This is a genomic window from Streptomyces sp. NPDC093801, from assembly GCF_040701585.1.
In the GTDB taxonomy this organism is placed as follows: domain Bacteria; phylum Actinomycetota; class Actinomycetes; order Streptomycetales; family Streptomycetaceae; genus Streptomyces.
Genome location: NZ_JBFBDP010000011.1, coordinates 26,437 through 45,474 on the forward strand (window position 1 = coordinate 26,437; position 19,038 = coordinate 45,474).

Sequence of the window (19,038 nt, forward strand, 5' to 3'; positions counted from 1 at the left end):
AACCCTTGATGACTGACACGGCAACCGCACCCGCCCGGCCCAGGATGGCTGCCCCGGCCTCAGCCGTCTCGGCAACGACCGGCGCCGCATTCGACGAAGCGATCGCCCTGACCCGAAGGTTGAAGCTGCCGCACATCCGCCGGGCGATGACGGAGATCATCCCAACCGCGAGGGCCCAGCGCTGGGATCCCGCCGAGATCGTCCGGGCATTTCTGGCCGAGGAGGTCGCCCTCCGGGACGCGGCCAACCTCCGCATTCGCCGCACCCGGGCGGCCTTCCCGACCGGCAAGACCTTCCACATCTGGAACGAGGAAGCCTCCTCAATCCCGGTCCCGACGCAGTCCGCACTGCGGACCCTGGAATGGGTCGGCCGACGCGAGAACCTCTGCGTCGTCGGCCCCTCCGGGACCGGAAAGTCGCACTTCTGCGAGGCCCTCGGCCAGTCGGCGGTCGATGCCGGGATGACCGTCGCCTGGTTCCCCATCGAGGACCTCGGAGACCTGATCCGCCGTCACCGCGTCGACGACTCCGTCTCGAAGGCCATCGGCCGGATCACCCGAACCGACTTGATCATCGCTGTCGATATCGGGCTCCTGCCCGTCTCGCCCGACGCCGCCGAAGACTTCTACCGCCTGGTCGATGCGGCCTACGAACGGCGGAGTCTGGCCGTCAGCAGCAACCTTCATCCATCTGGATTCGACGAGATCATGCCCAAGACCCTCGCCACCGCGACCGTCGACCGGCTCCTGCATCACGCCCACGTCGTCGTCACACAGGGCGACAGCCACCGTCTCGCCGAGGCCACCACCGGGCGAGGCGTCGTCCCACTCGCCTGACCCACAAGCGGGAAGATCAACTGTCTGCGAGCGGGGAACTTCTACTGTCCCTTGACACGCTGTTCCGCCTCCGATCGGCCGGGCCATGAGCACCGCACGCGTCGTCAGGCTCTTGCTCGCACCCCCGAAGTCCAACGACGCAGTGATCGTCGGTGACGTCTGGCCCGCCTCGGTCTTCGCGTGCTTCCGGCTGCGGGCCGTGGTGACGACGGCAACGGTCTGGTCCACACCGGGCCCGTCCCCACACCCCGGGCCTGCTTGCCCATGCTCAGGGCCCAGGAGCCGGCACCGAATCCGCCTCTGGGTCCGCAGGCGTCGTCATGGCGTAGGCGGCCCGGTGGTACTGCCCCCAGGGCGGTAGTCGCGGTCCCAGGGTTCTTCGGCGGTGGGGAACAGCCCTCACTTCGCCCAGGACGTCTCGCTCATGCTGCGGCGTTGGCACGCGCGGCCTTCGAGCCACTTGCCGCCCATCCGCTGGGCGCCGTACTGGCCGGCGATGGGCTCGCGGTGGGAGAAGGCGAAGGTGCCGCCGGGAGCCGGGCGAGGGGCGATGCGGGGGAACAGCTCTTCGGGGTCGGTGAACCAGACGGCTCCCCACGTCGAGTAGACGACGTCCCACAGCCGGACGTCCTGCTCGAGGAAGGCGCAGGCTTCGGCGTGGACGAACTCCAGGTTCGGCAAGTCCTGCCAGAACGCGCGGGCGCGGTCGACCTGGATCGGGGAGAAGTCGACCGCGGTCACCTCGATGCCGGAGCGGGCGAGGAAGGCGGGCCTTCCGCCGGGCCGAGGTCCAGCGCGGTCTTCGGGGCGCCGAGGATCTCGGCGCCGGGGCCGTTGCCGGGCAGGCCCGTCCAGTCGAAGCCGTCGGCCGCCGGCCGCTGCTGGGGCTCCTCGCCGCGGTGGGGGCGGTACTTGTCCCAGTGCTCGGCGTAGAACTCGCGGTAGTTCTTGGTGTCGAGGATGAACACGTGCACGGCGATGTCCACGATCCGGCCGCAGCCCATCTCCAGCGGCACCGGCTCGTCCCACTTCTCCCTTCTTCATCGCGGTGATCAGGTAGGAGACCGCGGCGTGGAACAGCCGGGTCGCCATCACCTCGTCGAACCGGTAGTCGCGCATGAGCCGCTGGATCTCGCGGTCCCAGACCTCGGGCTTCACGAAGTCGCGCGGGTGGCGGTACCGGCCGACCGCCGGTTCGACGGGCCGGTTCGAGTGGTGCACGGGTGGTGCAGCCCGCCCCAGGCCGTAGCAGTGCGGGGGCGTGAGTTGATGCCGCAGCGGGAGTTGATGCCGCAGCGGGCGTAGCGGCGGTGGTGTTCCCGCCCGAGGGCTCGGCGCGGTCGCGGCCCGGGCGGTTGGCCATCGCCGGACGGCGTCTTCGGTGTCGGCCTCGATCTCCTGGTACCGGGGTCAGCAGCCACTTGTCGAGTCCGAGGCGCAACCCGTCGAGAGGTGGGCGGCGACGGCTGATCGCTGACGTCTCTCAGCGGGCATCCGCTTGGCGCAGCCGCTCGTGGAGGCTGTCGAGCCGCTGCCAGCCGCGCCTGGCCCGCTCGATCAGGGCCGGGGAGGGCTGGCCGTAACGGGCCGGGCACCCCAGGGCGTCGACGGCGGCCGTGATGAGGGCGCGGGCTTCGGCTCCGCGGACGGCCATGCCTGACAGGTGCGCGAAGCCCTCGGGTCTGACCTGCGAGAACAGGCCATGTCTGATGCGGGAGGGGCCTCTCTCCGGTCACCCCCGGTCCCCCTCTGACGGCGACCCTGAAGAATCAGAGACGCCCATCAATCCACCGGCAAAAAGGCGGACGTAGACGAAATCGATCGACCGATAGAAATTCCGCACACGAGCTTCGGACGACTTGCCTCAAAGCCATGCGAACCGAGACGAGGTAAGCCGGATTCCTTACCGGTACTTGACCGAAACGATGCAGGATCATAAAGTCTGTTCGGTTGCCGTCACTCCGAGGGGGGATGAAGTGTCCGGGCAGAAATTGACCACACGCATTGCGGGAATGATCGCAGCAGGTATGGCGATGGTGTTCCTCGCCGGGGGGCCGGCACACGCAGGAACAGCCACGGTAGACCGCATCGTCTTCCTCAGCAAGTTCCCTTCGAAATACTCGGCTTCAGCCTTCGCCGATCGGGACATCTGGCTCAACGCCGGCACCTACACCTGGCAGGTGAAAATTACGCATAACACATACGGAACAAGCTATGGAAACGCATCGAGGAGAATCTACCTCGCCGCAGGAAATTACCACTGGAGCTGCGAAATAAACCCGGACGAAGACGTCTACCAAAACTTCTGCAGCCTTACCCCCAGCTCCGGGGAAGCAGCCTGGCTGGCGTCCTCGGTCTACCAGATCGACAACTCCGGGGACTACACACTCACCGGCCTCCTGGCCTCTCCCTAAGGCCGTTCAACCGGGGACCTGACGAAACCGACGGGCGGACCACCTCCAGGAGCGCGATCTGCTGGGCGTCGTAGAGGGGGACCCCGGTCACACCCCGCCGTGGTGCTTGTGGTCGACGGTCACGGAGGCGACCCGGGACAGCCACCCGAAGCGGCCGGTGATCAAGTTGAAGTCCGTTCGGCGGACCCCGAGCCGGCGCACGGCCCGGCCCGGGCCGAGGGGGACGTGCCGGTCGAGGACGGCAGGGAGGTCCCGGCGGCGGGCGAGGACTGCCTCCTGGTCCGGGTGGCGTCGGGGAACTGCACCTCGCCGCCGGGGTGGACCAGGAGGCCGGCCTTCACGAGGTGGGCAACCCCGCGTGCACGATCTGCGGGTCAGGCCTTCTTGACCACGCTCGACTTGAGCTGCATGGCTCCGAAACCCTCGATGCGACAGTCGATGTCGTGGCCGTCGACGCCGTCGATCAAGCGGATGTTACGGACCTTGGTGCCCGCCTTGATGCCCGAGGGGCTGCCCTTGACCTTCAGTGCTTTGACGACAGTCACACTGTCGCCGTCGCACAGCACGTTGCCGACGGCGTCCTTGACCACCCGCTCCGCGGTGGCGCCGGCGTCGCCTTCAGCACTCGCGGCGGGTACCCATTCGTGGCCGCACTCCGGGCAGACCATCAGAGCGTTCATTTCGTAGGTGTACTCGCTGGAGCACTGCGGACACGGCGGCAGGTTGTCGCTCATTCACGCGGGTTTCTGGACGTCGGGACGCGAGAGACCGGGGGGTGCGACCGCCCGGCCGACCCACAGGCATCCACGCAGTGGAGGAGCCATAGTAGCAAATTGCAAAATTCTGCAATTTGCTACATCGCATACTCCCCTTCCATGCGGGCTGGTGCAGGTGGCGGCGGCCCCAGGCCGGCGGGCGGCGAACAGCTGAGCGGCAGCAGGCACCCGCCCGATCGGCGCGGTTGGGTCGGGGACGGGCGACCACACGCCAGATCACCGAGAAGGCGGGGGCCACCAACACCACGCCCCGCGGCTGTGCCGGCACCCGGGGCCAGCGGACATCAGCCCGGCCGTGGCCACAGACCGCGCCCACCTCCCACCGCCACCGCGCAGCCGCTCCCCGGACCGGGGCAGGGGCTGCGTCGGCCCCAGCCCCGGATTCCGCAGGCAGGCGACGGTGACGGTCCGGCCGAATCGAAGCGGGCGTCAGTGCCTCGGACGCGACGGGCGCAGCGGGCGGCAGGAGACCCGGCCGGCGCGGCGGGAACAGCCTCAGAGGAGCAGCCGGCTGCAGCGCGACACCGCCCGGAGCCCTCGCAAGGGGATCTCCGGGCCGGAGCCGACGGGCGACGAGGGCCGCGGACGGCCGGCCAGCCTTGTCCGGTTCAACAGCGTCCCAGCCGTCCGGCAGACGGAACTCCAAGGCGACAGGCAGCGTCGTGGCTCGACACCCCCTGTGGCGGAACGACCCGCATCGTGACGAGGGCTTGGCCAGCCTGACGCCCCTGACCGAGAACGTGGGGGATACATGGCCTTTGAGGCAGCGGAATCGCTAGTGACGGCCGTCGAACAAGGCATCATCACAAGTCGCACACTGGGGCGGATCGCCATCTTTGCCGGGTCAGTGGCGATGATGGCCGCGTCCGGCGGACTGGTCATCGTCGCCACTGACCACAAGAACCAGGCACACGATCCGCTTCCCGTCTGGTTCCTGACGGTCATGGGAGCCGTCGTGCTTCTGCTGGCAATCGCGTTCGTCGCGGCACTGGTCGTCCGGGAGCGCGCAAAGGCCGCAGTCCGACGAGAAGAGCGCGAGCGACTCGAAAACGCAGCCGAACACCTACAGGAGAAGATGGAGCTGGCCAGCCTCGTCAACTTCAACCGCATCCTCCTGGAGCGGTACCACGGCATCGCCACCAAGCAAGCCAACAAGTCGTTCTACAGCAGCATCGCCGCCATGATCGTCGGCCTGCTCGTCCTCGTCGTCGCGTTCATCGCATCGATGCACTTCAACGCCCTGGGCGAACGCATCTTCATCGGATCTCTCGCGCTTGTATCGACCGCCTTCGTCGGGTACCTCAGCAAGACCTTCATGGTCGTCTACGACCGCTCGCTCCAGCAGCTCAACCAGTACTTCAACCAACCGGTGCTCAATCAGTACTTCCTGTCGGCAGAGCGCGTCGTCGACCGCCTCGAGCCGCCCATGCGCGACGAGCTCCTCGCCCAGATCGCCAAGGACGTCCTCGCTACCGGCAAGAAGATGCACGAAGCCGGCGCTCCGGGGCCTCAGCCGCGTCGGGCAGGCATCGGCAGGCAACGTACACCCGCCGCAACGCAGCAGGCGCCCGCCCCGTAGTCAGGCCGGCCGAGACCGGATGCGGACCCGCGTGTCAGCCGCAGCCCGCCGGACGTCCTCCGACCAGCCTTCGACACAGGGAGGACTGCGACCGGTGACGGCAGGCGAGCGGGGCAGACCGCGTCTCGGAGGTTCGAGAGCGCGTCCGGGGCCCCAACACCGGGCGGCAGGCCCCACACCGGCCCTCAGGGCAAGAGGCGTCACCGCTGGGGCTGACAGTCGTGGCCCCGCAGGAGGGGTGGGCGGAACGGGACCAGGCCGGTCGTACCGCTGACCGGGGGTCACCGCCCACGAGCACGACGACGGACCTGCCCGATCGCCGACGGCCATCACCCCGCGCCAGCCGGGCCGGACGCCATTCACCATTCCGGGGCGACCTGGCCGACCAGCTCCACGTCCAGGCCCCCAGGCCCGGAAGGACCGCTGAGGCCCAAGACTCCCGCCGGGCCGCCCGAGGCGCTCGCCGAGCGCGAGCGCGACGCATCGGAGCGTGGGGGGCCGGCCGGCCCCCCACGCCGCCGCGCTGATCCTCGGCTAAGCCGTTGCCCGGGGGCAGAGCGAATGGAGCTCGCAAACACGCCTGCTCTGCGCAGCCGGGGTCATCCGCCCATGTACGGTGTGGCAATCTCCTGCCACTTGACGTACTCGTCCATCTCGTCGTCGCTCATGGTGCGCCGGTTCTCGTCGAGGGTGTTGTTGATCAGGTTCTTGGTACCCTCCTTGACCATGCCCCCGATCTCCTCGCTACCGGTGGCCGCGTACGCCAGAGCGCCCGCGACGGTGGAGTGGACGTTGGCGATCACGTCCTGAAGGACAGGGCGGTCCTCGGGTCGGTCTCCCATGGGAGTGTCCTTTCCGCATGCCTGCCCGGACGGGCCGGCACAGGTGTGCCTCTCCGCCGCCGGCCGACGGGAAACGACCGGGTGCGGCCTGTTTTCACAGATGACTGCCGTGACGTAGTGCGGACTGGACACAAGGGTGACCGCAGGCGGTCTCGGAGGTCGCAGGTCAGACCCGGAAGGAGGACGCCGGCCTCAATGACTCCTGGTACACGGCCTCGAACCGACGCCGGGCAACTCGCGTGTCGCGTCGGCGACAGCTCCGGCGGCATGGACACCTGCCGAAGACGAGCACCACTACCCGCCCCGCGCCCCGCCACAGACACCCCCGGCATGCTCGGCTACCCCTCAACCCAGGTCCCACGCCAGCGCCGAACCGAGCCGTCCGGTCCCACCGCCCACGGCGGGACCGGGAAAGCGCCCCACCAGATGTCGTGCCGACAGCGCAGGGGCCAGCGCCCAGAACAGTGCTTCAGAGTGCGTCGAGGCGCAGGCGGGCCTCCCGGTAGACCCGGCGGGTGATCCCCGAGTCGGCGGCGGAGCACCGCCGCGCCATCTCCACGGCGTCAAGTGGATGGAGCGCGGCACCGGACAGGAGGTCGAGGAGTTCGTCCACAGACAGTTCGTGGTCCTGATCAAGGTCGGCGAGAGTGAACTCCGCGTCCGCGGCGCTGCCGAAAACGTCTTCGATCCGCTCCCGCACAGGCCGGTCGGCCAGTCCCTCCCGCCACTGCGCCAGCGTCACCCCACCCTCATGGGCGAGGTCCAGCCAGCGCAGCTTCTCCCACGCCTCCCCGTATGCCGAAAGCAGGACCTCGACCTGGGGTGAGGCGATGTCCCGCCCGCATTCACGGGCCGTCCCGGCAGCCGGGCGCTCGAAGTCCACCCAGTCGACAGCCCGGTCCCCACCGAAGTCGTACCGGCCGAACACGAGGTCGCTCCCACCGCCGATCCCCAAGCACTCTGACCCACTTCACGAAGCGCTCTGACGCACTTCACGATTGCCGTCATTTTCGAAAGGTCACTTGAGGGAGTCGGCTGCCTGGTCCGTCACGACCGTCAGAGAAGCAGCGGCCCGCCCCGCGCGCCAACGGGCACGGGCCGCCAGAGAAAAGACGCGGCGGCATGGCCCCCGACGACGTGCCGACGCGGACGATGCCTCTGCCTGCTGGTGCGTCCGTCTGGTCGGCGCCGTCCACGTGGCGCAAACGGCAAGCCTTGAGGCAGGACGGCCCTGGTGACTTCGCGGCAGACGCTGGTGGCTTGCCTGCCAGAGGCGTCCTTGTCGCGGACGAGCGGCGCTGCCACCATGGCGCCATGACCCCAGGCCCTATACCAGATGGCGGGCGGGAACAGACTGACGGCTCTCCCCATGGGCCGGCGTCCGGGAGCCCGGAGGTCTGCGCCACGACGCGGCCGACCCTTCGGCAAGACTTCCACGCATCTGCCTCGGTCATCGTCGTCGGCGGCGTCGCGGTGGACATCGTCACCTCTTTGCCGCGCCCCCTCACGCCCGGGGGGTTCGTGCAGGCCGCGGCCACGGCCGAGAGGATCGGCGGGTGCGCGGTGAACATCGCGACCGGTCTGACGGGCGCCGGGTGCGCATGCGTCCTCGTGGGGTGTGTGGGCACGGACGCGCGGGGGAAGTGGCTGCGCACAGAACTCGCAGAGCGGGGGCTGGAGACGCGCATACGCGCGGTACCCGGTGCCACGCCCGCTTCCCTGATCATGGTCGAGCCCTCGGGTGAGCGAACGATCGTCGGGCTGACTGACGATCTGCTCAGCGAGATCGACATGGCGTCCATCAGCCTTGGCAGCCACGACGTAGTGGTCTTCCCCCAGTGGCGACCCGGATTTGGCGACGAGCTGGCGCGTGCGAGGGCCGCCGGATGCCGAACCGTCGTCGGCCTGCGGGCCCTGCAGGATCCCGCAGCCCCCGAGGCCGACCTGGCAATCGGTTCCAGCACCGAGGTCGCGGATCCCTCCACCCTCAGGTCGCAACTCCACCGGTTCGGCGCCATCGTCGTCACCGAGGGAGCGCTGGGATCCCGGGCCTACCTGCCCACCGGCGACACACACGTCCGGCCTGCCGCGGCCGCCTCCCCGATCGACGCGACCGGCGCCGGCGACGCCTACCTGGCCGGCCTCGTACATCAGTGGACTCACGGCGTTTCTCTCCCGCGGGCCATGGACGTGGCCACCGTCTGGGGGGCCCTGGCGACCGAACGCCGCACGTCGACACCGCCGCCCTGGTCGGACGTCCAGCGCCGGCTCAATCCCACATGACGAACGCCGCCAACCCTGCCCGCGTCGCCACTCACGACCACGGCCCGCAAGGGCAGCGGCTCACCGGCCTGTTCTCCGCGATCCCTGACGTACTCGCAGCCTGGCAGTACGGCAGCTCGCTGCGCGATGACTACGCTCCCGGCCGCAGCGACATCGACATCCTCGTCGCCGTGCGGGACACGATCCCCACGCCCGTCCTGCTGTCGTGTGCCCAACAGATGCGTACCCGGCTGCCGGAAGTGGAAGCGACGATCTTGAAGCACGGTGAAATCACCGCAGGACTCCACCCCGGATGGAGCCGGCACTTCTACACCAACGTCGCGCGAGCCGGTGTGCGCCTGTACGGGCCGGACCTCCTGACACACCTTCCCCGTCCGTCCCTCTCCGAGGCCGTCGCACGGCTGACCCACCTGTGCCAGCGAGTCCGCCTGGTCGTCATCAATGCCACCAAAGCCCACGAAGAGGGATTCTGGCTCGTCAAGTACCAGAAGTGGGTACCGCTGTGCCTCATGGAGCTCCTGGATCTCAGCGGCATGCCCGAGGACCGGCTGCGGATGGCCCACGAGACGTTCACAAGACGGTTCCCCGATGCCGGACCAGCCATCGACTACCCATACCCCGGCCTGGCCGAGGTACACGTCTACCTGGAAGCCCTCCTAGCCTGGCTGCGCGGACACCAGGCGCTGTTCGAGCCGACGTCGGCCCGGGCGGGGACTTCCCGGTGACCGCGCCTCTCTTCGGCGTCATCACCGCGATGGGCAGACCCGAGTACGACCTCCTTGAGCTTGCTGCGGACTCCCTTTCCGGACTTGCCTGCGTGAGGCGGGGCGCACGTCAAGGGGTGGAGTGGTTCGTTGTCCTGGACGGTATGGAACGCTCCGTCGACGATCACACCCTTCGCGTGCGAAGCATCGCCAGGGCCGCCGACGTGGCCGTCACCGTGCTCAGCAACCCCGGGCCCCCTGGGCCCGGCCCGGCGCGCAATACCGGGCTCGCGCACGTGAACGCACCGTGGCTCATCACTCTGGACAGCGACGACACCATCGCCGCCGAAGGCATGTGCGCCCTGCTTCAAGCAGTGGAATCCACGCCCGCCGCAGCCTGGGCGGCAGGACGGGCACCCCATACCGATCGCGAGGGCCGGCGCACCTGGAACGGCCCTCCAGACTACTTCGCACCGGGACCCATCGAGGTGACGCACTCCTTCTGGGAGGCAAAACTACGCCTTGGGGGACTGCCTTTCCTGTGCACCGCAACGCTGGCGCATACCGAAGCAGTGCGCGCGGTGGGGGGCTGGCCGGGCGACAGGCGCCGACGCGCGGAGGACACCTGCCTGTGGGCCGTTCTGACCAGCCGCTTCCGCGGCGTATGGGTACCCGAAGAGGTCTACCTCTACCGACGCCATGCCCAGAGCGTCACTCACCAGCCAGGATTCCGCCAGACCGACGAAAGGCTCGCCGACATCAGTGCCATGGTCGCCGCCGGCACGACCAACCCGGTGCCTGGCTAGGGGGAAGGCGGGATGTCTGCCCGTGAACGGATGACGTCCGACGCATCCGCGGCATGGGTCAGCGACAGCTGTCCGGGTCCGGAGGAACTGGAGCACGCCCGCGGTTGATGGACAGCTTGCGGTGCCACCGGCCGCGGCGAAGGGGTGGCGTGCTGCGGGGCGGGCGGCGAGGATCACCCCCATGGGTGGGGGAAGCAACTGGGGCGTCCGTGCGGGAGTGGCTGTTTGCGTGGCCGCGGCCGTCTGGCTGGGCGTGATGGCAGTGCGGGACGGTTGGGGTGAGGCTGACCCCGTGGCCAGTGTGCTGGGAGCCACGGCCGGGATCGCCGCACTGATCGTGACGTTGCGTACGTCTCTCACCGGTCAGCCCCCAGAGTCGGGGCTTCCGCCATCCGCGGCGCCGGTGGTGCCCGAGTGGGTGGTGGACAGGGCGGAGGTGAGGCAGGTCGTCACCGCGGTGTGCCGTCGGCAGGGTGGTGGGGCGGTCGGTATCACCACGGGTCTCCATGGGGCGGGCGGCTTCGGGAAGACCGTGCTGGCCAACCTGGTGTGTGCAGATCCCAAGGTCCGCCGACATTTCCGCGGTCATGTCTACGTCGTCACGATCGGGCGCGAGGTGCGCGGCCGGTCGGCGATCGCGGCGAAGGTGGCGGAGGTGACCCGGTATCTCACCGGTGACGCACGCGACATCGGTCAGGATCCCGACCTGGCGGGTCGGCATCTGGCGGGCCTTCTCGAGCAGCGGCCCCGCATGCTGCTCGTGCTGGACGATGTCTGGGAGGCCGAGCAGCTGGCGCCCTTTCTGCAGGGCGCTTCGCGCACGTGCGTCAGGCTGGTCACCACGCGCAACCCCGGTGTGCTGCCGTCGGGATCCAGGCCCGTCACCGTTGACCGGATGTCCGCTCGGCAGGCACTCGCGGTCCTGGAGCACGGTCTGGATCTGCCCGAGTCGATCTCACGGGCCCTGGTCGACGCCACGGGCCGGTGGGCATTGCTGCTGCGCATGGCCAATCAGCGTCTGGTCGCTCAGGCCGCCACCGGTGCCGACCCTGCCGCCGCTGCCTATCAGCTCCTGACCCGGCTGCGCGTTCAGGGGCCGACCGGCGCGGACGATCCTGATGCCCCTTTGGATTTGAATGACCCCGGGCGGCGCAACGCCGCCGTACGCGCGAGCATTGAGGCCGCCACCACGCTGTTACCGCCCGACGGCGCCCGTCGTTTCTCCGAACTCGGCATTTTCGCGGAGGACGAGACTGTACCGGTGCCACTGGTACTGCGGCTGTGGCAGGCCACCGGGCATCTGGAGGAAGCACAGGCGCGAGCCCTGTGCAAGCAGATGGCGGACCTGTCCTTGCTCACTCTCGATACCAGCGTGGCCGGAGGTGTCGTCCAGGTCCACGACGTCGTACGGGACTACCAGCGCGCCGAACTCGCCGGCGAGCTGGCCGTAGTGAATCGAGCGTTCGTGGACTCCCTGGCCGTGGACCTTCCCCGGACAGCCTCCGCCTCGGACCGCGCAACGCTCGTGATCAGAGCTTGGTGGCAGACCGAGAGCCGCTATGTGCAGGACCACCTCATCGAGCACCTCGTGGACGCCGACCGGACCGACCTCGCCGAGGCGCTGGCCGGTGACCTGCGCTGGATCAGGGCGCACCTCGACCGGCTGGGTCCCAACGCGGCCATCCGAGACCTCGACCGGGTCCGGACCCCTGCCGCGCGCACCATGGCGCGAGATCTGGCCCGTGCGGCGCACCTGCTCACACCGACCGAGCCGCCCGAGGCCCTCGACTGCGTGCTCCGCAGCCGACTCGGGCCGCTTCCCCACTGGAACACGGACCACATCCCCCTCCCCGCCTCCCGTCGCACCCTGGTGAACAAGTGGGCCCCGCCCGACCTCCCCGACCCTTCACTGCTGCGCAGCCATTCCGATACGGACCACGGAGCTTCAGCCCTTGCCGTCAGCGCGCACGGCACATGGCTCGCCACCTCCGGCCGGGACGGCACCGTTCGCATCCGGAGCGTCAGCACCGGCACGCAGATCAGGGTGTTGGGCGGCGCACGGAACGGCCCGTTGGACACACTGGTCATCGGCCCGACGGACGCGTGGCTGGCGACCGCCGGCACAGACGGCAGCGTACGTGTCTGGGACTCGGCATCCGGAGCTCACGTGCAGGCCCTCGCCGGCAACACGAGCTGGGTAACCGCACTGATCGCCGATCCGAACGCCGCATGGCTCGCCACCGTCAACCGCGACGGCACCGTGCAACTGTGGAGCACCACCTCCTGGAGACCGCTTCGCACGCTCGCCCCGCCGAGCGGCGCACCGGAGGCCTGGTCCCTGAACGCCATACGCGCGGCCGGCGCGAGCCCTGACGGCGCTCGGCTCACCACAGTCGACGCCGCTCGTACGGCGCGGACCTGGAACACCGCGGACGGCACCCTACTGGCCACGTTGACCTGTGGTACAGGTTCTGTGAGCGCGGCCACCGTCAGCCCGGACGCCAGGTGGCTCGCCATCGCCGGGAGCGACGGCACGGTGAGTCTGTATGCGACGGACACCGGGACCGAGATCCGGACGTTGACCACACCTCGCGCGGTGGATTCCCTCTCCTTCAGCCCCGACGGCACGTGGCTGGCCACCAGCAGCACAGACGGCACGCTGCGACTTTGGGACACCGCGACCGGTGCGGAACTCGACCCGCCACCCGGAATCGAACACGTGCGGAGCCTCTCCATCAGTCCCGACCGCACGTGGCTGGCCGCCCTCACGCAATCCGGTGCGGTACACATCTGTGACACGTCCGTCGGTACGGCACCGACCAGCGGAACACGGTCCAGCCTCGCCGTACGCACCCTCGCAGTGAGCCCGGACGGCACCTGGCTCGCGACGACCGGCGACGACGGGCTGGCTCACACATGGAATCCCGTGACAGGGGAGGAAACGGGGATACTGACCGGCCATCGCGGCCATCTCGAAGCAGTGGGCATCAGCCCGGACGGCAGCATGATCGCCACGGGCGCGCGAGACGGATCCGTACGCCTGCTCAACCGCTTCACCCAGCAGGAGTCGGTCTCACACCAACGAGGCGGCGTTCGAGCACTGGCCGTCCGACCGGACAACACAGCGGTCATCACGATCAGTCAGAACGGCACCGTAGAACTCTGCCGCTACTCGCACGCACGCGAGATCGGCGGCATCACCTCCCCCAGCTCCGTGGCCGTCAACTCCGACGGTTCCTGGTTCGTGATCGGGGCCCGTGAGGGCATCACGATTCAAACCGGGGACGGATGGCTTTCGGACGACCGTCGCCACCTTCGCAACAGGAGTGAGTGGATGGAGGTCACCGGTGTGGCGATCAGCCCCGACGACACGTGGCTGGCTGCCGCCCAGGGACACGGCACGATCCAGATCTGGGACACCCGAGACAGACGGCCGCTCCGCACACTCAGCGGGCACACCGGTCCGGTGAACGCGGTGGCCATCAGCCCGGACGGCACCGTGATCGCGTCGGCCGGCGCCGACATGAGCGTGCGGATCTGGGATCCCGGCCAGGACGGCGCACTGACTCTCATCCGCACCGGCAGCGCCGTCCACACCCTCGCGTTCGGACCGGACAGCCGCTCCCTGTACGCCGGGGGCGATCAAGGCCTGTTCGGGTACTCCCTTGATCCGACCGTCACAAGACGATGACGTGGAAGCCCAGCGGTCATCGGGTCAGCGCTGAGCTATGTGCACAACATGTCTTCCACCCCGGATGCGCCGGTCCAGGTCTGAAGCCGCTCCCGGGCCTTGGCCAGGTCCGTCGTCATCGGGCACAGCGTCCACGGGGCCATCAGGGCGTAGTCGGTGAACAACTTCTCCGGTTCAGTCCTGCGGTCCCTGTACGGCCGTCGCAGCAGTTCCTCGCCGTGCAGCTGCAGGACGTCGAAGGCCACGAAGCAGGCCGGCAGCCGCAGGGCGGCCAGGCCGACAGCACCGCGGGCGCGGGCGGCGGCACGGCGCTGCAACGCCTCAAACGACAGTCGGCCCTCCTCGGCGTCCCAGACGACCGGCTCGCCGTCGAAGACCAGGCCGTGCGGCAGTTGCCCGGCTGCGGCCGCCACCAGGTCCGGCCACCGGTCCGGCAAGGGCGCCGGCGACGAGGAGGCCACTGCCCTGCAGATGGGCGGTGGAACGCCAGCAGCACACGGAGCCACTACGGAGCCGGCCTCCCGGCGCATGGAGAGAAGCACCATGCGCACAGGGCCGGAACAGTCGCCATCACTGAGTTGCCGCCCTCTTGAAGTCGCAGGTCAAAGGGCTGGTATGACCGGTGCTCGGGGGCCTCACGCTGGTCGTGGGCGGGAGCCCGCGGAGAAGATCATCCGTCAGCGGTTGACTTCGAGGTTCGTCAGGACGAGCAGAGCCCGCAGGACTTGGGTGGCACGGGAGGGATCGGTGCGGAGCTTGGTGAGGATCCGCCAGTTTCTTGAGGTGGGCGAAGCCATGCTCGACCGGCGCGCGTCCGACGGCGAGGACGCGGTTGGCTTCCTTCTGGCCTGGGGTGAGCTTGTGGGTGCGACTGGCGGCGTAGCCGGTGACGATCACGGGGTCGAGGATGTCGTTGTCCAGGCCGGGGAAGCCGAGTTCGGCCAACGCCCCAAGGCCGGCGGCGCGCAGGTGGGCCAGGAGGTGGTCGTGGCGGGCGGCGGTGTTGTCGTGGGTGCGGCCGGGCCGGGCGGCGGATATCCAGATCAGGCGCCCGTTCTCGTCGGTCAGGGCGAGAAAGTGCAGGCCATGGCTGCGGTGCTTGCCGGAATAGTTCCGCCGGTCGGCCTTGCCGGTGCGGCGCCTGGTGCGGATGAGAGTGCCGTCGATCAGGACCACCTCCCCACTTTGCCTGGCGACCTTCTTCAGGGCGCGGTCCAGGCGCGGAGCCTGGGCGGCGAGCAGTCCGATCAGCTCGTCCCGCCAGCGGCGAACGGTGGACTCGGACACGTCATTTCCGCCGGCCATGTCGGCCAGGCGCTGGTCGTGGCGCAGTACGGCCAGGACGATCACCGCGATCTTCCCCGGCGGCAGGACACCTGGACCGGATCGCCTTCAGATGGGGCCTGAGCAGCTCGGCGAGGTGGTTGACGGTGCGCGTGGACAGCGGCAGACGGCACTGGTGGACAAGCGGGCGGGTGTCCTCGGCGAGCTGTTTGGCATTCGTCACACGATTCCAACGAGCACCGGGGGCGACCCGGTTACGCGCGTTCTGAGCCGCTCCGAGTGGCGGTGTTGCTGGTCAAAGGCGGGTGGCGAACCGGCCGTCGGGCAGTTTCCGCAGCCAGCCGCGATCGACGAGTCTGACCAGCTTGCTGCGTAGCGGTTCCAGGTTGGCCTTCACACTGATGTCCACCCCTACTACCTCGCCGACCTCGCGGGCCATGACCGGTCCGGCGGCCTGCCGCACGGCGGTGATGATGCGCTGGTAGTCCCGGTCTGGGACCGCCGTGGCTTCTCCCGTGCCTGTCAGTGCTCGCTGGTGGCGATGTACGTGCCGTGCCAGGTGTGGGGCCATACGGCACCGGTGGAGGCGTTGACCGAGAGCATGCCGTTGATCTTCCCGTCGCGCAGGGTGTGCAGGGTGTAGTAGCCGGGGAACGCCTCGGCCTCGCCTGCGGCCAGGTTGCCGTCCCGGCCGCGCAGCCACTGCTGGGCACGGTCCTGGGCCTGGTCGGGGGAGATGCGGGTCTGGGTCAGGCCGCCGCCGTGCATGCCGTAGTCGGTGTTCCACATCATCGCCGGGCCGTACTCGATCCCTGTGTCACCGTCGGCCGGGTCGACGAGGATCTCGGTGGCCGGCTTCCCGCTAGGGGTCTCCAGTTCGGCGTAGAAGTTCTTCGAGAACTGCATGACCTCACCGACACGCAGGTCAAGCCGGTCGGCAAAGGCATCAGCCCGCTGCCGGGCCTGGTCCAGGGTCTTCACCGGAGCGCCGTCACCCCGCTGCCAGTACTGCCCGCCCACCATGCCCGTCCCCCACGAGCAGTCATCGCGGCCCATCATTCCCGGCCCCATACCGGGCCCCCACGAATCCCAGTCGTCCCAGTCGTCGCCCGATGTGCCCGACCTCCAGCAGTCGCTGCCGGAAGGGCTCGGCGCGGCGGCCGGGCGGAGTGAGGTGCCGCTGGAGGTGCTGTCGGCTGCCGCGCATCCGGCAGCCAGCGTGCCGGCCAGCGCGAGAGCCGCCAGCACGGCGGCGGTCCGCCTGCTCGTCCTGGGCATGGTCATCACCCTTTCGGGCCGTTTCCTGTCCCGACCGCCCGGCCGGCCGGACGCGGGTCGGTCCTCTCCAGCTTCTCTCCGGGCGCAAGGACCGCCCAGGGCCGTCCGGCCCTGGCCAGTGCACCGTTCGGCCCGCGCATGAAACTGTCGCCGCAGCTGTACGGGCGACAGACGATCTTCTCCGCAGACCGCCGCCCACGACCAGCGTGAGCACCCCGAGCGCGGGCCACACCAGCCCTTTGACATGTGACTTCAGGTTGGCGGAGGCTCACTGGTGCGCACCGTGCGTCCGATGGCCTCCACTCGGTGGGCACCACTGATGAGTCGGGGCGGTGTCGTTCAGAGGTTTTGTCCCGCTGGATGCCGGTTCAGGTGGCTTGTGTGGCGGCGCAGTTACTCAGGTTGAACCTCTGGGGGCTCGCAACGCGTCCACGCGCACCAGGGCTCCGCGCAGGCCGGGTCAGCTGCCCGGGTGGGAGGCGGCCCAGCCGCGTTCGAGCAACGCGAAGGCCTCGTCGGCGGCGCGGTGCGGCTCGGCGTGCCGCAGGATGAAGCCGCGGGCCTCAAGGGCGAAGTGAGCCAGGGCGGTGCAGCTTATGTCGTCCTCGGGGGCGCCGACGGCCTCGGCGATGGCCCGCGCCAGAGCTGCTTCGTGGCGCATCCACATGCGGTGGGCGTAGTCGCGCAGCGCAGGAGTCTCCTGCACCATGCGCGTGAAATCGGCGAACCGCGGGTCCGTGGCATGCACGGCGAACTGGGTCTGCTTCAGCAGGATGTGCTCGCGCAGAGCCTGCGGGATCGACGTGCCGGGGACGCGGTCGCGCACGGCGGCGACAAGCGCCGCCTCCAGGTCGTCGTCCTGGTCGAAGACCAGGGCTTCCTTGCCGGAGAAGTGCTTGAACAAGGTGGTCACCGAGACGTCGGCGGCGTCGGCGACGTCCTTGACGCCGACCTGGTCGTAGCCGCGGTCGAGGAAGAGCTCGAGTGCGGCGTCGGCCAGGGACTGACGGGTCTGGGCCTTCTTGCGCTCGCGGCGCCCGGTCGGTGGTTCGGTCACCCGCATACCGTACCTCAAGGTGAAGCAACTGTAAAAGTTGAGTCGTTGCACTTATTTATCGAGCGTGCTTTCTTGGTACGGCCGGGCCTCCCGGCGGCTCACCCGCCTCCCGAGGGACACTCCCATGAACTCTGCTCGTGATTCCCGCATCGCGATTGTCGGCGCCGGCCCCGGTGGCCTCACTTGCGCCCGAGTCCTGCAGCAACACGGACGCTCCGTCGCCGTCTTCGAACGCGAGGCCTCCGCCGACGCCCGCCCCCAGGGCGGCACCCTCGACCTGCACGCCGACACCGGTCAGGCCGCCCTGCGTGCGGCGGGGCTCCTCGAGCAGTTCCAGGCCCTCTCCCGCCCCGAAGGGGAGGAGTGGCGCGTGCTCGACTTCGCCAACGCCGCCCTCCTGATGCATCAGGGGCCGTCCGCCGCCGGCGGCCGCCCGGAGATCGACCGAGGCCAATTGCGCGGGTTGCTCCTGGGCTCGCTCGCCGAGGGCACGGTGCGGTGGGACCGCGCCGTCACCGGGGTCACCCCGCTGCCGGACGGCACCTGCCGACTGCTCTTCGGTGACGGCACCGCCGAGGACTTCGACCTGGTGGTCGGCGCCGACGGCGCCTGGTCGCGCGTCCGCCCTGCCCTGTCGCAGGCCGCACCCGCCTACACCGGCGTCACCTTCGTCGAGACCGGATTCGACCACTGCGACACCCGTCATCCCGACCTCGCGCGGCTGGTCGGCAACGGATCCATGCTGGCGAAGGGCGTCGGCAGGTCCCTGGTCGCCCAGCGCAACAGCAACGGTCACATCCGCGCCTACATCGCGCTCCGTACACCGGAGGACTGGCACGTGGCTGCCGGTATCGACCTCGGCGAACAGCGGGCCGTGCGGACACACCTGTTGAGGATGTTCGACGGCTGGGACGAGAGCCTGCGCTACCTCCTGAGCAACAACGACAGCGGGTTCGTCAACCGGCCCCTGTACGTCCTGCCTGCCCCGCACACCTGGGAGCACGTTCCCGGCGTCACGCTGCTCGGCGATGCCGCGCACCTGATGCCCCCGGTTGGGCTGGGCGCCAATCTGGCCATGCTCCACGGCTCCGACCTCGCCCACGCCCTCGTCACCGGATCCAGCATCCACGACGCCGTCCGCGCCTACGAGAGCATCATGCTGCCGCGCTCGAACGAGGCCGCGGCGGGCAGCGCGCAGGGACTCGACCGCCTCGTTCCCGCAGCGGCTTTCTGAGGCGACCCCACCGCCCCGGCCGCCCGGCCGTTCCCGCACCGATCATGTGCTGCCGAGGGTGGCCAGGGGCGGGCGGCGTCTCGGCCGTGTTCGCGCAGGCCGGCGGCGAAGTCGTCGCAGCCGGTGAGGTGGAGGACGCCGATGGCGAGGTTGGGCAGTGCGGCCATGGTCCGGGGTGCGCGCCCAGGGCGCACGCGCGGGGCGTCCTCGGCGAAGGTGGTGTCGCGGACGTGGCTGCGGTCCGGCGGCGGCGC

Annotated in this window: 19 protein-coding genes; 8 read left to right on the top strand and 11 right to left on the bottom strand. The window is 69.4% G+C overall.

Going from position 1 to position 19,038, the window contains the following annotated elements:
• The first annotated feature begins 44 nt into the window (after positions 1-44).
• Positions 45-836, top strand: a complete 792-nt coding sequence (locus AB0469_RS14460; protein ID WP_366451892.1) for an ATP-binding protein — start codon at positions 45-47, stop codon at positions 834-836.
• A 399-nt stretch (positions 837-1,235) separates the two neighbouring features.
• On the opposite strand, the gene AB0469_RS14465 is transcribed toward AB0469_RS14460, so the two are convergent.
• The 3 genes from AB0469_RS14465 to AB0469_RS14475 form a co-directional block, all read right to left on the bottom strand.
• Complete coding sequence (locus AB0469_RS14465; protein ID WP_366451693.1) at positions 1,236-1,577, bottom strand: class I SAM-dependent methyltransferase; 342 nt, start codon at positions 1,575-1,577, stop codon at positions 1,236-1,238.
• Positions 1,574-1,852: a hypothetical protein gene (locus AB0469_RS14470; protein ID WP_366451694.1), complete on the bottom strand. Its 279-nt coding sequence runs from the start codon at positions 1,850-1,852 to the stop codon at positions 1,574-1,576. Before AB0469_RS14470 ends, AB0469_RS14465 begins: the two co-directional genes overlap by 4 nt.
• Before the next feature lie 467 nt (positions 1,853-2,319).
• A complete protein-coding gene (locus AB0469_RS14475) occupies positions 2,320-2,490 on the bottom strand; it encodes a hypothetical protein (RefSeq protein ID WP_366451695.1) in 171 nt (56 codons plus the stop codon).
• A gap of 259 nt (positions 2,491-2,749) precedes the next feature.
• Here AB0469_RS14475 and AB0469_RS14480 point away from each other — a divergent pair, with 259 nt between their 5' ends.
• The gene (locus AB0469_RS14480; protein WP_366451696.1) at positions 2,750-3,250 is read left to right on the top strand and encodes a hypothetical protein; all 501 of its coding nucleotides are present in this window, start codon (positions 2,750-2,752) and stop codon (positions 3,248-3,250) included.
• A 374-nt stretch (positions 3,251-3,624) separates the two neighbouring features.
• On the opposite strand, the gene AB0469_RS14485 is transcribed toward AB0469_RS14480, so the two are convergent.
• Positions 3,625-3,984: a zinc ribbon domain-containing protein YjdM gene (locus tag AB0469_RS14485; protein WP_366451697.1), complete on the bottom strand. Its 360-nt coding sequence runs from the start codon at positions 3,982-3,984 to the stop codon at positions 3,625-3,627.
• 820 nt (positions 3,985-4,804) lie between these two features.
• Here AB0469_RS14485 and AB0469_RS14490 point away from each other — a divergent pair.
• Positions 4,805-5,605 (top strand): hypothetical protein, encoded by an 801-nt coding sequence (locus AB0469_RS14490; RefSeq protein ID WP_366451698.1) that lies wholly within the window; start codon positions 4,805-4,807, stop codon positions 5,603-5,605.
• A 599-nt stretch (positions 5,606-6,204) separates the two neighbouring features.
• Here the strand turns inward: AB0469_RS14490 and AB0469_RS14495 are convergent.
• Entirely contained in the window at positions 6,205-6,447 is a 243-nt protein-coding gene (locus tag AB0469_RS14495; RefSeq protein ID WP_366451699.1) for a hypothetical protein, read from the bottom strand.
• 469 nt (positions 6,448-6,916) lie between these two features.
• Positions 6,917-7,375 (bottom strand): hypothetical protein, encoded by a 459-nt coding sequence (locus AB0469_RS14500; RefSeq protein ID WP_366451700.1) that lies wholly within the window; start codon positions 7,373-7,375, stop codon positions 6,917-6,919.
• A 386-nt stretch (positions 7,376-7,761) separates the two neighbouring features.
• Between AB0469_RS14500 and AB0469_RS14505 the strand changes: the two genes are divergently transcribed.
• From AB0469_RS14505 to AB0469_RS14520, 4 genes are all read left to right on the top strand, one after another.
• Positions 7,762-8,730, top strand: a complete 969-nt coding sequence (locus AB0469_RS14505) for a carbohydrate kinase family protein (RefSeq protein WP_366451701.1) — start codon at positions 7,762-7,764, stop codon at positions 8,728-8,730.
• Positions 8,727-9,455 (top strand): hypothetical protein, encoded by a 729-nt coding sequence (locus tag AB0469_RS14510; RefSeq protein WP_366451703.1) that lies wholly within the window; start codon positions 8,727-8,729, stop codon positions 9,453-9,455. The genes AB0469_RS14505 and AB0469_RS14510 overlap by 4 nt, the downstream gene beginning before the upstream one ends.
• Positions 9,452-10,240, top strand: coding sequence for a glycosyltransferase family A protein (locus AB0469_RS14515; protein WP_366451704.1), 789 nt, complete (start codon positions 9,452-9,454; stop codon positions 10,238-10,240). Before AB0469_RS14510 ends, AB0469_RS14515 begins: the two co-directional genes overlap by 4 nt.
• A 292-nt stretch (positions 10,241-10,532) precedes the next feature.
• Positions 10,533-13,931 carry an NB-ARC domain-containing protein gene (locus AB0469_RS14520; protein WP_366451705.1) on the top strand — a complete coding sequence of 1,133 codons (3,399 nt, stop codon included), beginning with the start codon at positions 10,533-10,535 and terminating at the stop codon, positions 13,929-13,931.
• 35 nt (positions 13,932-13,966) lie between these two features.
• Here AB0469_RS14520 and AB0469_RS14525 read toward each other — a convergent pair whose 3' ends face one another.
• The 5 genes from AB0469_RS14525 to AB0469_RS14545 form a co-directional block, all read right to left on the bottom strand.
• Positions 13,967-14,368, bottom strand: coding sequence for a hypothetical protein (locus AB0469_RS14525; RefSeq protein WP_366451706.1), 402 nt, complete (start codon positions 14,366-14,368; stop codon positions 13,967-13,969).
• A 133-nt stretch (positions 14,369-14,501) separates the two neighbouring features.
• Positions 14,502-15,281 carry a transposase family protein gene (locus AB0469_RS14530; protein ID WP_366451707.1) on the bottom strand — a complete coding sequence of 260 codons (780 nt, stop codon included), beginning with the start codon at positions 15,279-15,281 and terminating at the stop codon, positions 14,502-14,504.
• A gap of 229 nt (positions 15,282-15,510) precedes the next feature.
• Positions 15,511-15,678, bottom strand: coding sequence for a hypothetical protein (locus AB0469_RS14535; protein WP_366451708.1), 168 nt, complete (start codon positions 15,676-15,678; stop codon positions 15,511-15,513).
• Between the two features lie 59 nt (positions 15,679-15,737).
• Positions 15,738-16,493, bottom strand: a complete 756-nt coding sequence (locus tag AB0469_RS14540; RefSeq protein ID WP_366451709.1) for a hypothetical protein — start codon at positions 16,491-16,493, stop codon at positions 15,738-15,740.
• 460 nt (positions 16,494-16,953) lie between these two features.
• Positions 16,954-17,556 (bottom strand): helix-turn-helix domain-containing protein, encoded by a 603-nt coding sequence (locus AB0469_RS14545; protein WP_366451710.1) that lies wholly within the window; start codon positions 17,554-17,556, stop codon positions 16,954-16,956.
• A 118-nt stretch (positions 17,557-17,674) separates the two neighbouring features.
• On the opposite strand from AB0469_RS14545, the gene AB0469_RS14550 reads away from it, so the two are divergent.
• Positions 17,675-18,784 carry an NAD(P)/FAD-dependent oxidoreductase gene (locus AB0469_RS14550; RefSeq protein ID WP_366451711.1) on the top strand — a complete coding sequence of 370 codons (1,110 nt, stop codon included), beginning with the start codon at positions 17,675-17,677 and terminating at the stop codon, positions 18,782-18,784.
• Positions 18,785-19,038: the final 254 nt, after the last annotated feature.

What these genes read in the sequence shown, in the direction of transcription:
- AB0469_RS14460 (WP_366451892.1), top strand. Translation starts at nt 45, where the DNA reads ATGGCTGCCCCGGCCTCAGCCGTCTCGGCAACGACCGGCGCCGCATTC.
- AB0469_RS14475 (WP_366451695.1), bottom strand. Translation starts at nt 2,490, where the DNA reads ATGGCCGTCCGCGGAGCCGAAGCCCGCGCCCTCATCACGGCCGCCGTC.
- AB0469_RS14485 (WP_366451697.1), bottom strand. Translation starts at nt 3,984, where the DNA reads ATGAGCGACAACCTGCCGCCGTGTCCGCAGTGCTCCAGCGAGTACACC.
- AB0469_RS14495 (WP_366451699.1), bottom strand. Translation starts at nt 6,447, where the DNA reads ATGGGAGACCGACCCGAGGACCGCCCTGTCCTTCAGGACGTGATCGCC.
- AB0469_RS14505 (WP_366451701.1), top strand. Translation starts at nt 7,762, where the DNA reads ATGACCCCAGGCCCTATACCAGATGGCGGGCGGGAACAGACTGACGGC.
- AB0469_RS14510 (WP_366451703.1), top strand. Translation starts at nt 8,727, where the DNA reads ATGACGAACGCCGCCAACCCTGCCCGCGTCGCCACTCACGACCACGGC.
- AB0469_RS14540 (WP_366451709.1), bottom strand. Translation starts at nt 16,493, where the DNA reads ATGCCCAGGACGAGCAGGCGGACCGCCGCCGTGCTGGCGGCTCTCGCG.
- AB0469_RS14545 (WP_366451710.1), bottom strand. Translation starts at nt 17,556, where the DNA reads ATGCGGGTGACCGAACCACCGACCGGGCGCCGCGAGCGCAAGAAGGCC.
- AB0469_RS14550 (WP_366451711.1), top strand. Translation starts at nt 17,675, where the DNA reads ATGAACTCTGCTCGTGATTCCCGCATCGCGATTGTCGGCGCCGGCCCC.